Genomic DNA, 15717 nt, shown 5'->3' with positions numbered 1-15717 from the left:
GTAGGTCGGATAAGGCGCTAGCCGCATCCGGCAATTCAATCACTTGAATCCTTTTTGATCCTTAATCAGCTCGTACGCCTTCTGAATTTCCTGCGCTTTTTGCTTCGCCATTTCCATCATTTCTGGCGGCAGGCCTTTCGCCACCAGTTTGTCCGGATGGTGCTCGCTCATCAGCTTACGGTATGCGCGCTTAATGGTGGTCGCATCATCGGTCGCTTTCACTCCCAGTACATTACAGGCATCTTCCAGCGTCGGGCCGCGTTGCGCTTGCTGCCAACCGCCGCCACCGGACTGCTGTTGATACCCGCCGCCAAACTGCGCGCCGCCCTGCATCATGCGCAGGAACTGATCAAATTGGGTACGTGAGATCCCCAACTCTTCAGCAATCACATACAGCACTTCACGCTCGTTAGGATGCAACGACCCATCGGCAAATGCCGCCTGGATCTGAATCTCCAGAAACATGCGGATCAGATCGAATCGACCAAAACAGACGCTGCGAAACTGACGCATCTTTTCACGTAAGGGGTAATTGTCTGATTTTCCCACCCGGAAGGCGTGTTGCGCGGCGGTGCGCGAATCTCCGTGCAAATTCATCCGATCCATCAATTGGCTGGCGATATGAATATCGGCTTCCGTGACGCGACCTTTGGATTTGGTCAGATGCCCCATCACCTCAAAGGTGGTGGCAAAAAACAGCGCCTGGCGTTCACGTTGGTTGGCAAACCACGCCATTTTGCGCATGCGGGCTTTGTCGAACATGTGGCCAACTAACAGGCCCAGAACCACACCCCAGAAGCCGCCGCCCATCATTAAGGCCACGGCTACACCAATTATCTTTCCCCAATACTGCATAGACTCCCCAAACCTTTATGCTCTCAGCCAGGCTATGTCCCACAATATAAGGTGCTTTTACCGATTTGCGGCTGCGGTCAATTGTGGGACATCGCCTATAATTTGCATTATCATACCTGTCATTCAATGCCGTGCCTAACACCACAAACGCTATACCCGTTGGATTTCGAGTTGCAGCAAGGCGGCAACGTAGTGAGTCCCCTGTAGCTTACTCATGTAAGTGACTGGGGTGAACGAGGAAGACAACGACGATGCAGCTTGAAAGGTGGCGGGTATAAAATGGGCAGGATTAATACTAGCGAAGTGAAGATGAGATAAGTTAGGCTGTGACCGTTTGTCACGCGCGACGCTACTGATGATGGAACAATAAATACAACGTATGAAAAAACGTATTCCCACTCTTCTGGCCACCATGATTGCCAGCGCCCTCTATAGCCATCAGGGCCTGGCAGCCGATCTCGCCTCACAGTGTATGCTGGGCGTGCCAAGCTATGACCGTCCTCTGGTACAGGGCGAGACCAATGAATTACCCGTCACCATCAATGCCGACAACGCCAAAGGGAATTACCCGGATGACGCGGTGTTTACCGGCAACGTGGACATCGCACAGGGTAATAGCCGCCTGCAGGCAGACGAAGTGCAGCTTCACCAGAAGCAAGCCGATGGCCAGCCGGAGCCAGTACGTACCGTCGATGCGCTGGGCAATGTCCATTATGATGATAATCAGGTTATTCTGAAGGGGCCGAAGGGTTGGTCTAACCTGAATACCAAAGATACCAACATCTGGGAAGGTGATTACCAGATGGTAGGCCGTCAGGGGCGCGGAAAAGCCGACCTGATGAAGCAGCGTGGGGAAAACCGCTATACCATTCTGGAAAACGGTAGCTTCACCTCCTGTCTGCCAGGTTCCGATACCTGGAGCGTTGTCGGTAGCGAAGTCATTCATGACCGTGAAGAACAGGTCGCGGAGATCTGGAACGCCCGCTTTAAACTGGGTCCGGTTCCGATCTTTTACAGTCCTTATTTACAGTTGCCCGTTGGTGATAAGCGCCGTTCCGGTTTCCTGATCCCGAACGCAAAATATTCTACCAAGAACTATTTTGAGTTCTACCTGCCGTACTACTGGAACATTGCGCCCAATATGGACGCCACTATCACGCCGCATTATATGCACCGTCGTGGCGGGATCATGTGGGAGAACGAATTCCGCTACCTCACTCAGGCTGGTGCGGGCCTGATGGAGTTCGATTATCTGAACTCCGATAAAGTGTACGAGGATGAACATCCGAAAGATGACAATTCACGTCGCTGGCTGTTTTACTGGCAACACGCCGGTGTAATGGACCAGGTGTGGCGTTTCAACGTCGACTACACCAAAGTCAGCGACTCCAGCTACTTTAATGATTTCGATAACAAATACGGTTCCAGTACCGACGGCTACGCCACGCAAAAATTCAGCGTTGGCTACGCGGTACAGAACTTTGACGCCACGGTTTCGACCAAGCAGTTCCAGGTCTTTGACGATCAGAATACAAGTAGTTATTCCGCTGAGCCGCAGTTAGATGTCAACTTCTACCAAAATGACGTTGGTCCGTTTGATACCCGCATTTATGGCCAGGCGGTGCATTTCGTTAACACCAATGACGACATGCCGGAAGCCACACGTGTTCACCTGGAACCGACTATCAACCTGCCGTTATCGAATAACTGGGGAAGTATCAATACCGAAGCGAAACTGCTGGCAACGCACTATCAGCAGACCAACCTGGATTGGTACAACAATAACCCGAGTAACGTTAACAAGCTCGATGATTCAGCCAACCGCGTCATGCCGCAGTTTAAAGTTGATGGCAAGATGGTGTTCGAGCGTGACATGCAAATGCTGGCGCCGGGTTATACCCAGACGCTGGAGCCACGCGCTCAGTACCTGTACGTCCCGTATCGCGACCAAAGTCATATCTATAACTATGACTCGTCCCTGCTGCAAGCTGACTATAGCGGCCTGTTCCGTGACCGTACCTATGGCGGCCTGGACCGTATCGCTTCCGCCAATCAGGTGACGACCGGGGTCACATCTCGCGTTTATGATGACGCAGCCGTTGAACGTTTTAATATTTCTGTGGGTCAAATCTACTATTTCACCGAGTCTCGCACCGGCGATGACAACATTAAATGGGAGAATGACGACAAAACAGGTTCACTGGTATGGGCGGGCGACACCTACTGGCGCATCTCCGATCGTTGGGGTTTACGCAGTGGGATCCAGTACGACACGCGTCTGGACAGCGTCGCAACCAGCAGCAGCAGTATCGAATACCGTCGCGACGAAAACCGTATGCTGCAACTGAACTACCGTTACGCCAGTTCGGAGTATATCCAGGCCACTCTGCCGTCTTACTACTCCACGGCAGAGCAGTATAAAAACGGGATTTCGCAGGTGGGCGCAGTGGCAAGCTTCCCGATCGCCGATCGCTGGTCGATTGTCGGAGCTTACTACTTCGACACCAACGTGAACAAAGAAGCGGACTCCATGCTGGGCCTACAGTACAACTCCTGCTGTTACGCCATTCGCTTCGGCTACGAACGTAAGCTGAACGGTTGGGATGACACTCAGAAACATGCAGTTTATGACAACACGATCGGCTTTAATATCGAACTGCGCGGCCTGAGCTCCAACTACGGTCTCGGCACCAACCAAATGTTGCGTTCGAACATTTTGCCGTATCAAAGCTCTTTATGATCTGATTGATTTACAACGTAATCCGCATTGCGGTTAATTGAAATGGAAAAAGTATGAAGAACTGGAAAACGCTGCTTCTCGGTATCGCCATGATCGCGAATACCAGTTTCGCTGCCCCACAGGTAGTCGATAAAGTCGCAGCCGTCGTCAATAACGGCGTCGTTCTGGAAAGCGACGTCGATGGCTTAATGCAGTCAGTAAAACTTAATGCAGGTCAGGCTGGTCAGCAGTTACCGGACGATGCCACGCTGCGTCATCAGATCCTGGAACGTTTGATCATGGATCAAATCCTCCTGCAGATGGGTCAGAAGATGGGTGTGAAAATCTCTGACGAGCAGTTGGATCAGGCTATCGCCAATATCGCCAAGCAGAACAACATGACGCTGGATCAGATGCGCAGCCGTCTGGCACAGGATGGCTTAAGTTATTCGACCTATCGTAGCCAGATCCGCAAAGAGATGACCATCTCTGAAGTGCGTAATAACGAAGTTCGCCGTCGCGTCACTATCCTGCCTCAGGAAGTGGATGCCCTGGCACAGCAGGTCGGCAACCAGAACGATGCCAGCACCGAGCTGAACCTGAGCCACATTCTGATCCCATTACCGGAAAACCCAACCTCCGACCAGGTTAACGCGGCTGAAAGCCAGGCGCGCTCGGTTGTTGATGAAGCGCGTAACGGTAGCGATTTCGGCAAACTGGCCATCACTTACTCAGCCGACCAACAGGCGCTGAAAGGCGGCCAGATGGGTTGGGGACGTATTCAGGAGCTGCCGGGTATCTTCGCCCAGGCGTTAAGTACCGCGAAAAAAGGCGATATCATCGGCCCAATTCGTTCAGGTGTCGGCTTCCACATCCTGAAAGTGAACGACATGCGTGGCCAAAGCCAGAGCATCTCCGTGACTGAAGTTCACGCCCGCCACATTCTGCTTAAGCCGTCGCCGATCATGACCGATCAACAGGCGCGTCTGAAGCTGGAACAAATCGCGGCAGATATTAAGAGCGGTAAAACTACCTTCGCGGCAGCGGCTAAAGAGTTTTCTCAGGATCCCGGTTCTGCTAACCAGGGCGGCGATCTGGGCTGGGCTGCAGCGGACATTTTCGACCCTGCTTTCCGCGATGCGCTGACCAAACTTAATAAAGGCCAGATGAGCGCCCCGGTGCACTCCTCTTTCGGTTGGCATTTGATCGAACTGCTGGACACGCGTAACGTTGATAAAACTGACGCGGCGCAGAAAGACAGAGCTTACCGTATGCTGATGAACCGTAAATTCTCGGAAGAAGCAGCAACCTGGATGCAGGAACAGCGCGCCAGCGCCTACGTTAAAGTTCTGAGCAACTAATGACTCGTACTCAACGCGTTGTTATCACTCCCGGCGAACCCGCCGGGATTGGCCCGGACCTGGTAGTTCAGCTCGCCCAGCGCGAGTGGCCTGTAGAACTCGTTGTCTGTGCGGATGCAGCACTCCTCAGTGACCGGGCAGCGATGCTCGGTTTACCGCTTTCACTCCTCCCATACTCTCCAGATATCCCAGCCAAACCGCAATCAGCAGGCACATTGACGCTGTTACCGATTGCGCTGCGGGCACCTGTTGTCGCGGGTCAGTTGACGGTAGAGAACGGGCAATATGTAGTGGATACGCTGGCTCGCGCCTGCGATGGTTGTCTGCAAGGTGAGTTTGCGGCGCTGATCACCGGTCCGGTTCACAAGGGTGTAATCAATGACGCAGGCGTCCCGTTTACCGGGCATACCGAGTTTTTTGAAGAGCGCTCACAGGCAAAGAAAGTCGTCATGATGCTGGCGACGGAAGAGCTGCGCGTTGCCCTGGCAACCACGCATTTGCCGCTCAGAGCCGTTGCCGACGCCATTACGCCCGCCCTGCTTCAGGAAGTGATCGGCATTTTGCATCATGATTTGCGCACCAAATTCGGCATTGCCGATCCGCATATCCTGGTGTGCGGTCTAAACCCGCATGCTGGTGAAGGCGGTCATATGGGAACGGAAGAGATAGACACCCTCATTCCGGTACTCGATGAACTGCGTGCGCAAGGGATGAAATTAAACGGTCCGCTGCCCGCAGATACGCTGTTTCAGCCCAAATATCTCGACCACGCGGATGCCGTGCTGGCAATGTACCACGATCAGGGCCTCCCCGTGCTAAAATACCAGGGATTTGGTCGCGGTGTGAATATCACGCTGGGCCTGCCCTTTATTCGCACATCCGTCGATCACGGCACCGCACTTGAACTTGCGGGTCGTGGGCAAGCAGATGTCGGCAGTTTTATTACGGCGCTTAATCTCGCCATCAAAATGATTGTTAATACTAATGAATAATCGAGTCCATCAGGGCCACTTAGCCCGTAAACGTTTCGGGCAAAACTTCCTCAACGATCAATTTGTGATCGAAAGTATTGTCTCTGCTATCAACCCGCAGAAAGGTCAGGCTATGGTCGAAATCGGCCCGGGCCTGGCAGCATTGACCGAACCCGTTGGCGAACGCCTGGACAAGCTCACGGTCATTGAGCTGGACCGCGATCTCGCCGCGCGCCTGCAAACACACCCGTTTTTAGGGCCAAAGCTGACGATTTATCAGCAAGATGCCATGACCATGAACTTTGGTGAACTGGCACAAACGATGGGTCAGCCGCTGCGCGTATTCGGCAACCTGCCGTACAACATCTCCACGCCGCTGATGTTCCATCTTTTTACCTATACTGATGCCATTGCCGACATGCATTTCATGTTGCAAAAAGAGGTGGTCAATCGTCTGGTTGCAGGGCCAAACAGTAAAGCGTATGGTCGATTAAGCGTCATGGCGCAGTATTACTGCAATGTGATCCCGGTACTTGAAGTGCCGCCATCTGCATTTACGCCTGCGCCTAAAGTCGATTCCGCCGTCGTGCGTCTGGTCCCTCACGCGACAATGCCGTACCCGGTTAAAGATGTCCGTGTGCTGAGCCGTATTACCACCGAAGCGTTTAATCAGCGCCGTAAAACGGTGCGTAACAGCCTCGGTAACCTGTTTAGCGTTGAAGTACTGACAGAGCTGGGCATTGATCCGGCGATGCGAGCGGAAAATATCTCTGTCGCGCAATACTGCCGGATGGCTAACTATCTGTCAGAAAACGCGCCATCGAAGGAGAGTTAAACATGATCAATTCGCCCCGAGTGTGCATTCAGGTACAAAGCGTCTACATTGAGGCACAATCCTCACCTGATGATGAACGTTACGTTTTTGCTTATACCGTGACTATCCGCAATTTGGGGCGAGCGCCTGTGCAGCTGTTGGGGCGTTATTGGCTGATCACCAATGGTCATGGTCGCGAAACCGAAGTTCAGGGCGAAGGTGTGGTTGGCGTTCAGCCCCACATCGAACCTGGCGAAGAGTACCAGTACACCAGCGGTGCAGTGATTGAAACGCCGCTGGGCACCATGCAGGGTCATTACGAAATGATTGATGAGCAAGGAATCGCCTTTACCATCGACATTCCCGTGTTCCGACTCGCCGTTCCTACACTCATTCATTAAAACAATAGCTATGGCAACATACCTCATTGGCGACGTTCACGGTTGTTACGATGAACTGGTAGCCTTGCTGCACCAGGTAGACTTTAATCCAGAACAAGACACCTTATGGCTCACCGGCGATCTGGTCGCCCGTGGGCCAGGGTCGTTAGACGTTTTACGCTACGTTAAATCGCTGGGCGACAGCGTACGGTTAGTCCTCGGCAATCACGATTTACACCTGCTGGCCGTGTTTGCCGGCATCAGTCGGAATAAACCAAAAGATCGGCTTACGCCACTGCTTGAAGCACCGGATGCTGATGCATTGCTTAACTGGCTCCGCCGCCAACCGCTGTTGCAGGTAGATGAAGAGAAGAAACTGGTGATGGCGCACGCAGGGATTACTCCACAGTGGGACCTGCAGACGGCGAAGGACTGTGCTCGCGATGTTGAAGCCGTATTGTCGAGCGATTCGTATCCCTTCTTCCTGGATGCGATGTATGGCGACATGCCAAACAACTGGACCCCGGAACTGACCGGTCTGGCCCGCCTGCGTTTTATTACCAATGCGTTTACCCGCATGCGTTACTGCTTTCCCAATGGTCAGTTGGATATGTACAGCAAAGAGTCGCCAGAAGATGCGCCAGCCCCGCTGAAGCCGTGGTTTGCCATTCCAGGCCCTGTCAGTGAAGCCTATAGCATTGCTTTCGGGCACTGGGCATCGCTGGAGGGCAAAGGCACGCCAGAAGGTATTTACGCGCTGGATACGGGGTGTTGCTGGGGAGGCGATCTCACCTGTCTGCGTTGGGAAGACAAACAGTACTTCGTGCAGCCATCAAATCGCCATTTGAATCTGGATCCCGGCGAGGCGGTCAACGCCTGATAGTCGTCTGCCGGATGCGGTGCTCGCACCTTATCCGGCCTACGAATCTGCCATCAGGCACCCAAATTAACGACGCTCCAGAATCTCGAAGCAATAGCTGTGGGAGTTTTGCGCGTCGGCATCGTGGAATTCACTGAACACCGATTCCCAGTCATCCGGTTCGTAGTCCGGGAAATGCGTATCCCCTTCAACTTCCGCATCGATGTGCGTCAGATACAGTTTCTGCGCTTTCGGCAGGAACTGCTCATACACACGTCCACCACCAATCACCATAATTTCAGGTTCATCGCCGCAGGCCGCAATCGCTTCATCAACAGACTTCACCCACTGCACGCGATCGTCGGTGCCTGGCTTGCTGCTGATGACGATATTTTTACGCCCAGGCAACGGTCGCCCGATGGATTCCCAGGTGTGGCGTCCCATGACAACCGGCTTATTTAAGGTATTACGTTTAAACCAGGCGAGATCGGCAGGTAGGTTCCACGGCATGGCGTTTTCCATACCGATGACGCGATCTACCGCTAACGCCGCAATCAGACTGATCATTGAATGTTTCCCGGATACAAAAAAATTGTCGCCACTATACACTAAATCATTCGGGTTGCATCACGGCGGCAACTGAGTAAGCCCCAGGAGCTTACATCAGTAAGTGACTGGGGTGACGAAGGCAGCCAACAAAGAGGCAGCCTGAATGATGACGTGTATATACGGAAAGCATAATCTTTCGTCAACTGGCGGAAAGAGGATGAGCATGAAAATTTTCCGTTCTGCTGGCGAACCGACCTATTTAAGGTGGTACGCCAGCATTACAGTAGTTCAAAAACAGCCAATTAGCAGTAAAGTTTGCAGAACATCACATTTTTTACCCTATGCTGACGGTTTCACTTCCGGCTCATCGGCGACGTCGCCCGTATGCTTACCTTCATCCGTGCCTTGCCAGCCATGGCGTTGAATCAACGATAAGTGCTGACGATCTTCCGCAATAATTTCACTCAGCATTGCGCTGGTGCGTTTATAAACCGCCGCGCGGGAAGTCGCGTCATTTTCCCCTTTCACCATCTCCTCAACCATCAGCGTATTGAAGCGGCGGAATACGTCGGCCCGCTCTCGCGCTTCATAGCGGCCAAGCCCGAGCCCTTCCAGTGCCAGGCGTCCGGTCTTCAGTGCGCCTTCAAAGGTTTCACGTTCCGGCATATCCACGCCCGCCTGGCGCAGCCGGATGTAATGATCCACGTCGCGCGCACGGGCAATAATTTGCAGATGCGGGAAATGCTCCTTCACCATTTCGGTCAGTTGCAGGCTGGTTTGCGGATCGTCAATAGCGTTAATAATGACTTCGGCTTTAGCCGCCCCGGCAGACTCCAGCAGATCCATCCGGGTCGCATCGCCATAGAATACCTTCATGCCGAATTTACGCAGCGTTTCGATATGGTCCGGGTCATGGTCAAGAACCACCATTTTGACCCCACTCGACAGCAACAGACGACCGGTTATCTGGCCAAAACGCCCGAACCCGGCGATGATCACCCGCGGCTGTTCCTCGTCAATTTCATCGGCCTCCCGCTCTTCACCGGTCGCCGATTTTTCCAGACGCGTCAAAATCACCAGTAAAATCGGCGTGGCCGCCATCGACAGCGCCACCGCCAGCGTGAGAGATTTCGCCCAGTCAGGGTCAAGCACGTTTGCCATTTGCGCCGCGCCAAACACCACGAAAGCAAACTCACTGCCCTGCCCTAATAAAACGGCAAACCATCTGCGCTGCTTGTTCGGTACCTGTAAGGGTTTCGCTATCAGCCACAGCATGACGGTTTTGATAACCAGGAAACCGACCAGCAGGATGATAATACGCAAGGGATTATCAATCAGCGTACCAAAGTCGATAGACATCCCCACGCCGATAAAGAACAGTCCCAGCAACAACCCTTTAAACGGCTCAATATCGCTTTCCAGCGCGTGGCGATACTCAGAGCTCGCCAGCAGCACACCGGCCAGGAATGCCCCCATCGCCATCGACAGTCCAACCTCTTCCAACAGCAGACCGAAGCCAAACACGAGGAACAGCGCAACGGCACTGAACACTTCCCGCAGGCCCGAGCGGGCGACAAAACGTAAGGCCGGACGTGTCACATAACGCCCCAACACCACCACCAATACCAGCGCGCCCGCCACCTTAAGGGCAGACAATGCAAACGCCCCAAGCGTTGTTGATGCGCCGCTCGCCGCCAGTAATGGGATCATCGCGACCAGTGGAATAGCGGCGATATCCTGGAACAGCAGCACGGCAAATGCGCTACGCCCCAGTTGCGACACCATCAGGTTACGTTCATTCATCGCCTGCATAGCGATGGCCGTGGAGGAAAGCGCCAGCGTCATGCCGATCAGTTCCGCTACCTGCCAGCGCAGGCCAAGGAACATACAGAACAAACCAATCAGACCACCGCAAACCACCATCTGCAGCGCGCCGCCGCCGAACACCGAGGCTCTCAGTTTCCACAAACGTTGCGGATCCAGCTCCAGGCCGATAACAAACAGCATCAGCACCACGCCGATCTCCGCAAAATGCAGGATTGATTCGGCGTCCGTCACCAGCCTCAGACCCCAGGGTCCGATAATACATCCGGCGATAAGATACCCCAGCACCGACCCCAGCCCCAGCCGCACGGCGATGGGGACAATCAGTGCCGCCGAGCCGAGATAAATCAGCGCCTGTATCAGCGTATGGCTATCCATGATGAACCTCCTGCCACTCCAGCAGACGTTGTTTGTAATGACGCGCCTGCGCCTGCAGGGTTTCATCATCGCAGATAAACGTACAGTGCATCGCAAACGGCGGCAGCCATTTGAGGCCACAATAAAGCGCCGTTGCCTGTAAGGGCTGGGAGAGCACATCAAATCCAGGATGGGAGCCAATATCAAAGTGGTTTTCACCGCCGCCGGTGGTCACTGCCCATAGCAAATGCTTGCCGTGGAGCGCAGTTCCACCGTGACCGTACGCCCAACCGTGCGAAAGGACCTTATCCATCCAAAGCTTGAGTAACGGAGGTGTGCTATACCACTGCATCGGATGCTGCCAGATGATCAAATCAGCGCGCGACAGCGCATCCTGTTCGGCGGCAATATCGATATTGAAGTCGGGGTAGAGCTGGTAGAGCGAGCGGATCTCCACGCCCTCCAGCGTCCTTGCCTGTTCAAGCATCCGCTTATTCGCATGCGAGTGCTGCGGATAGGGATGCGCATAAATGATGAGGATCATGATTAGCCTGTTTCACTGCATTATTGTAATAACAGTGAGTTTAGTCAGTTAATCCACAGGCTAACAGTCAATATTATTGAGTAGATAAATGGAAAAATCTGAGTTAGTTGTCCAGCTCGCTCATATCTTTAACCTGGTCGCGGTTAATCTGCTCCGTCTTACCTGTTTGCGCATTTTTGTACGATACCAGGCCGGTATCATCATCGACTTGCGGTTTGCCGTCAGTGACGATGGTTTTGCCATCGGTGGTTTTAACCGCCTGGTTTGAGGAACAACCGGCTACGGTAAACAGTGCTGCTGCGGTAAAAAAGGACGTGATCAGGATATGTTTTTGCATGGTGTTCTCCCTGCTTTTCAGTTGTTTTCAATAAAATACCCAATTAACTGTAGGCTAACTGACTGAGTTGCAGGAAAAATACAGAACACTCCTAATAACCTGCCCTGGTCACGGGCTTACTGCGAATCGTCATTTGACTGGTTTGCGCCAGCGTCAACCCTCGCGTTTCCGGCGCGAAAGCAATCGACACCAGCAGGCCAATCAGCGAAATTCCCGCCCCCATCAGCATGACATTACTGATGCCGTATTTGCTAATGAATACCGGCAGGGCCCAGGTTGAAACAATAGTACCAATGCGGCTTAACGACATTATCACCCCGACGGCAGACGCGCGAATATCGGTAGGAAACAGTTCGTTCGGGTATAGCCACTGCAGGTTTCCTGGTCCCCCCGAGAAAAACGCGTATACGGCAAACGCCAGCACCACCAGCCACGCCCCCATATCAGGGATTAACCCCAGCACGGCCAGCGCCAGCGTCATCATAATAAAGCTGCCAATCAACAGCGGTCGGCGGCCCGCGCTATTGAGCCAGAACATGGGAGGAATGCACCCCAGCATAAAGCACAGGCTTATCACCACATTGCCCAACGCGGCGCTTTTCCCGGCACCAAGCCCCAGCAACCCAACAATCTGCGGACCGAAGGTATAGATGGCGAACATCGGGATCACCTGACAGGTCCAGATAACGGCGACAAACAGAACAAACGGGAAATGACGGCGATTAAACAGCTGTAAGAAGCGCGTCTCCTGCGGCGCTTCTTCGTCGAACACCACCGGTTCGCCGAACAGTTTGATCATCATCTCCTCGCACTCTTTCACCCGCCCTTTACGCAGCAGCCAGCGCGGGGATTCAGGAAGATCGAAACGTCCAATCAGGATCAAAATGCAAGGGATCACCGCGCTGCCCAACATCCAGCGCCATCCACCCTCAACATCATACAAACAGTAACCGACCAGGTCGGCACAGGTGGCGCCGACATACCACATCGCGGCGATAAAACCGATGGAAAAAGCGCGCTGGCGGGTATTGGAGAACTCGGTAATCATCGAGGTAGCGATCGGGTAATCAGCACCAATCACAATGCCGATTAGCACGCGCATCACCAACAGCTCAACGGGCGAGGAGACAAACATGGTTGCCGCCGATATCACGCCAATGGCGATAATATCGATGATGAACATTTTGCGCCGCCCGACCTTATCGGAAATGTAGCCAAACAGCGACGTCCCCACAAACAGACCGGCGAGCGTGCCAGCGCCCAGCAGACCAATCCACTGTGCGTCCAGTTTCAATGCTGGCGTGAGCTGTTCCAGCGCCACGCCAATCATCACCAGCACATAACCATCCAGAAACGGCCCACCGCTTCCCCACAGCATTATCCGGCGGTGAATAGAGGTAAATTTGATGTCATCAAAGTTCCTGGGCTGCTGCATAGCGACTTCCTGTTTCAACACGGGCAAAGCGTCATCTGTAGGCCGGATAAGGCGTTTACGCCGCCATCCGGCATTGGCGCCACATGATTGCCGGATGGCGATGCTACCGCATCTTATCCGGCCTACGGGGGCACAACCTCGTACTTATTAGCCGTAGCGAAATTCCACGCCAAAGGTTCCGCGCGGGTATTCCCACTTTTCCAGCGCGGTATCAAGTCCAAGAATGCGGCACGTTCCGCACTCCAGGCACCCGGCGTAATCAAAACGCACACTGCCGTCGTCCTGCTTTTTATACAGTCCAGCCGGACAGGCCTTAATCAGCACTTCCAGCGCCTGTTTATCAGGTTCGGTTTTGAGAATGATATGCGGGCTGTCTTCATCCACATTGAACTTATTGACGCCCAGTTTGACGTCCACATTGACGGGAGATGTCATAATACGGTCACTCCTTTCAGGCCATCTTTCATCAGGTTGATGAAGCCCACTTTCTTCGCATGGCGCAGGATTTTTTTGCGCATTGGCACCGGAGCGGAACCATCCACGGTGAACAGGTCGCGCGCGATACTGACCGCCATTTCAGGATAGGCGGTAAACATGCGTGGGTTATCAAGGAAAGCGGGAAGCTTCTGATACATGCGCATATCGCGCATCGGACCCTCGTCGAGATGCTGACGATATTCGCCCAACGACTGCTTGCTAAAATCATCGCGCTTCATTGCGGAGAGCACCGTTTTCGCCGCCGCTTCGCCTGCTGATATGGCGAGATCCATACCGCGGATGGTAAAGCCGAGGTTCATACACATTCCTGCAGCATCACCAGCAATCAGGACACCGTCACCCACCAGTTCTGGCTGCATATTGATACCGGCTTCCGGAACAACATGCGCGGCATATTCCACCAGCTTGCCACCAGCGATCAGCGGGGCTACTGCCGGATGCTGTTTGAAATCTTCCAGCATTTGCGGGACCGATTTTTTCGCGTCTTTCAGATGATGAAGGCCACAGACCAGTCCCAGAGAAAGGGTCGTTTCATTCGTATAAAGAAAGCCACCGCCCATCAATCCATCGGTTGGCGAACCGGCAAAAAGGCAGGCTGCGCCTTCGTTCCCCTGTAACTGGAAACGATCTTCAATTACCGATTTTGGCAGTTCGATCAGCTCTTTTACGCCGACGGCAACATGCGATGCCTCCACGCGCTTTGCCATACCCAGCTTTTCAGCCAGCAGAGAATTCACCCCGTCGGCGAGGATTACGACTTTGGCTTCCAGAATATCGCCGTCGGCTTCCACGCCCACGACTTTACCCTCGCGCTGCACAACGTTATCCACGCGAATACCGGTGATGAGCTGAGCGCCCGCCTCTTCGGCCTGCTCCATCAGCCAGGCGTCAAATTTACTGCGTAAGACGGAATAAGAAACCTGCGACGATGCGGCCTCTTCACCATTGCAGTAATCGATGATCATCGCCCCTTTGTCGGTCATAAAGGCGAGTTTTTCGTGGGTGATGATGCGTTCAATGGGAGCCTGCTCAGCAAAACCGGGAATGATGCGCTCCAGGCTATGCGCATACATGCGCCCACCGGTGACATTCTTCGCGCCAGCAGAATTGCCGCGCTCGATAACCAGCACCTGTGCGCCTTCCCGAGCCAGCACCAGCGCCGCAACCGAACCCGCCAGACCTGCACCCACGATGATGGCATCAAAGATATCTTCGGACATACGTACTCCTGTCAGCGGCAGGATACCTTCGCATCCTGCCCGAATGGTTTAACGCGCTAAGGCAGCCGTCAGCGCAGGCAGGATCTTCAGCGCATCGCCAACGATGCCATAATCTGCATACTGGAAAATCGGTGCATTTTTGTCTTTGTTGATGGCGAAAATCGTCTGTGCGCCGTTGGCGCCGACCATATGTTGGATCTGCCCGGAGATCCCCACGGCCAGATACAGTTCAGGCTTAAGCATCAGGTTGGAGATGCCGACGTAGCGTTCATGCTCCATCCACTTCTCGTTTTCCGCCACCGGGCGGGAACATGCCAGCTCAGCGCCAATCGTCTGGCACAGCGCTTCTGCCAGCGAGATATTTTCTTTACTGCCGATACCGCGCCCCACGCTGACCACCAGACGGGCTTTGTCGAGATCGACGCTGTTGCTCTGACGCGCCTGAGTGGCTGTACGCGTCACGGCAATGGCCGGAGCCTGCCACTGCACGGTGTGCACCTCGCCGCTGCGGGCGGTATCCGGTTGCTGCGCATCAAATGTTCCGCTGCTGAGCGTGATCACGGCAAACGGTGAGGCGATTGTTTCTGCTCCCATCGCCAGGCCGCCGTAGACCATATGTTTGACCGCCGCTTTTCCGTCCTGCACTGCAACTGCGCTGGCGTCATTTGAGACCGCAGCCGACAAGCGAAAGCCCAGCTTTGCCGCTAGCAGCTTGCCCCGACGCGTATTCGGCAGCAGCACCGCGCCGTCCTCGCTGTGCTGACGAATGGTCTCGGCCATCACATCGGCGTAGTCTTCAACCATACGGTCTTCGGGTTTGCCGCTGAGCAGCCAGACATGTTCCGCGCCTAAATGGCATGCCGTCGCGCCGTCCTCATCGCTGAGCACAAACGTGTTAACTTTTTCACCTAAAGCCTGCGCACCATTCATCAGTTCCGGCAGACGAGAAGGGGTATCGCTGAATACCCAGATACTGGAAAATTTGTTCATAACA

Annotated in this window: 15 protein-coding genes; 6 read left to right on the top strand and 9 right to left on the bottom strand. The window is 53.9% G+C overall.

All coding sequences use genetic code 11. From position 1 onward, the window contains the following. Nucleotides 1-39 precede the first annotated feature (39 nt). Nucleotides 40-855, bottom strand: a complete 816-nt coding sequence (gene djlA / locus OGV77_RS10415; RefSeq protein ID WP_043018400.1) for a co-chaperone DjlA — start codon at nucleotides 853-855, stop codon at nucleotides 40-42. Nucleotides 856-1234: 379 nt separating this feature from the next. Between djlA and lptD the strand changes: the two genes are divergently transcribed. From lptD to apaH, 6 genes are read left to right on the top strand one after another with little or no spacing between them, the layout of a single operon-like run. Further along, nucleotides 1235-3595 carry an LPS assembly protein LptD gene (gene lptD, locus OGV77_RS10410; RefSeq protein WP_043018399.1) on the top strand — a complete coding sequence of 787 codons (2361 nt, stop codon included), beginning with the start codon at nucleotides 1235-1237 and terminating at the stop codon, nucleotides 3593-3595. Between the two features lie 53 nt (nucleotides 3596-3648). Then, the gene (surA, locus tag OGV77_RS10405) at nucleotides 3649-4935 is read left to right on the top strand and encodes a peptidylprolyl isomerase SurA (RefSeq protein WP_003829603.1); all 1287 of its coding nucleotides are present in this window, start codon (nucleotides 3649-3651) and stop codon (nucleotides 4933-4935) included. Further along, complete coding sequence (pdxA, locus tag OGV77_RS10400; RefSeq protein WP_087051003.1) at nucleotides 4935-5927, top strand: 4-hydroxythreonine-4-phosphate dehydrogenase PdxA; 993 nt, start codon at nucleotides 4935-4937, stop codon at nucleotides 5925-5927. Before surA ends, pdxA begins: the two co-directional genes overlap by 1 nt. After that, entirely contained in the window at nucleotides 5920-6741 is an 822-nt protein-coding gene (rsmA, locus tag OGV77_RS10395; protein ID WP_005124503.1) for a 16S rRNA (adenine(1518)-N(6)/adenine(1519)-N(6))-dimethyltransferase RsmA, read from the top strand. Before pdxA ends, rsmA begins: the two co-directional genes overlap by 8 nt. Before the next feature lie 2 nt (nucleotides 6742-6743). Continuing rightward, nucleotides 6744-7121 carry a Co2+/Mg2+ efflux facilitator ApaG/CorD gene (gene apaG, locus OGV77_RS10390; RefSeq protein ID WP_003018867.1) on the top strand — a complete coding sequence of 126 codons (378 nt, stop codon included), beginning with the start codon at nucleotides 6744-6746 and terminating at the stop codon, nucleotides 7119-7121. Between the two features lie 10 nt (nucleotides 7122-7131). Next, entirely contained in the window at nucleotides 7132-7980 is an 849-nt protein-coding gene (gene apaH / locus OGV77_RS10385; RefSeq protein WP_043018397.1) for a bis(5'-nucleosyl)-tetraphosphatase (symmetrical) ApaH, read from the top strand. Between the two features lie 66 nt (nucleotides 7981-8046). On the opposite strand, the gene folA is transcribed toward apaH, so the two are convergent. The 8 genes from folA to OGV77_RS10345 form a co-directional block, all read right to left on the bottom strand. Then, complete coding sequence (gene folA, locus OGV77_RS10380; RefSeq protein WP_003018873.1) at nucleotides 8047-8526, bottom strand: type 3 dihydrofolate reductase; 480 nt, start codon at nucleotides 8524-8526, stop codon at nucleotides 8047-8049. Nucleotides 8527-8847: 321 nt separating this feature from the next. Continuing rightward, nucleotides 8848-10710, bottom strand: coding sequence for a glutathione-regulated potassium-efflux system protein KefC (kefC, locus tag OGV77_RS10375; protein ID WP_043018396.1), 1863 nt, complete (start codon nucleotides 10708-10710; stop codon nucleotides 8848-8850). Continuing rightward, nucleotides 10703-11233, bottom strand: coding sequence for a glutathione-regulated potassium-efflux system oxidoreductase KefF (gene kefF, locus OGV77_RS10370; protein ID WP_043018395.1), 531 nt, complete (start codon nucleotides 11231-11233; stop codon nucleotides 10703-10705). The genes kefC and kefF overlap by 8 nt, the downstream gene beginning before the upstream one ends. A 103-nt stretch (nucleotides 11234-11336) precedes the next feature. Beyond that, complete coding sequence (locus OGV77_RS10365) at nucleotides 11337-11570, bottom strand: YgdI/YgdR family lipoprotein (RefSeq protein WP_087051002.1); 234 nt, start codon at nucleotides 11568-11570, stop codon at nucleotides 11337-11339. Between the two features lie 91 nt (nucleotides 11571-11661). After that, nucleotides 11662-13005, bottom strand: coding sequence for an MFS transporter (locus OGV77_RS10360; protein WP_087051001.1), 1344 nt, complete (start codon nucleotides 13003-13005; stop codon nucleotides 11662-11664). A gap of 147 nt (nucleotides 13006-13152) precedes the next feature. Next, the gene (gene fixX, locus OGV77_RS10355) at nucleotides 13153-13440 is read right to left on the bottom strand and encodes a ferredoxin-like protein FixX (protein ID WP_047406270.1); all 288 of its coding nucleotides are present in this window, start codon (nucleotides 13438-13440) and stop codon (nucleotides 13153-13155) included. Next, a complete protein-coding gene (locus OGV77_RS10350; protein ID WP_087051000.1) occupies nucleotides 13437-14723 on the bottom strand; it encodes an FAD-dependent oxidoreductase in 1287 nt (428 codons plus the stop codon). The genes fixX and OGV77_RS10350 overlap by 4 nt, the downstream gene beginning before the upstream one ends. 48 nt (nucleotides 14724-14771) lie before the next feature. Then, the gene (locus OGV77_RS10345; protein ID WP_043018392.1) at nucleotides 14772-15713 is read right to left on the bottom strand and encodes an electron transfer flavoprotein subunit alpha/FixB family protein; all 942 of its coding nucleotides are present in this window, start codon (nucleotides 15711-15713) and stop codon (nucleotides 14772-14774) included. Between the last annotated feature and the right edge of the window lie 4 nt (nucleotides 15714-15717).

Origin of the sequence: Citrobacter sp. Ce129 (assembly GCF_030334545.1) — a bacterium.
In the GTDB taxonomy this organism is placed as follows: domain Bacteria; phylum Pseudomonadota; class Gammaproteobacteria; order Enterobacterales; family Enterobacteriaceae; genus Citrobacter; species Citrobacter europaeus.
The sequence above is the reverse complement of the archived record's forward strand: the minus strand, read 5'-3'. Positions and strand labels throughout refer to the sequence as shown.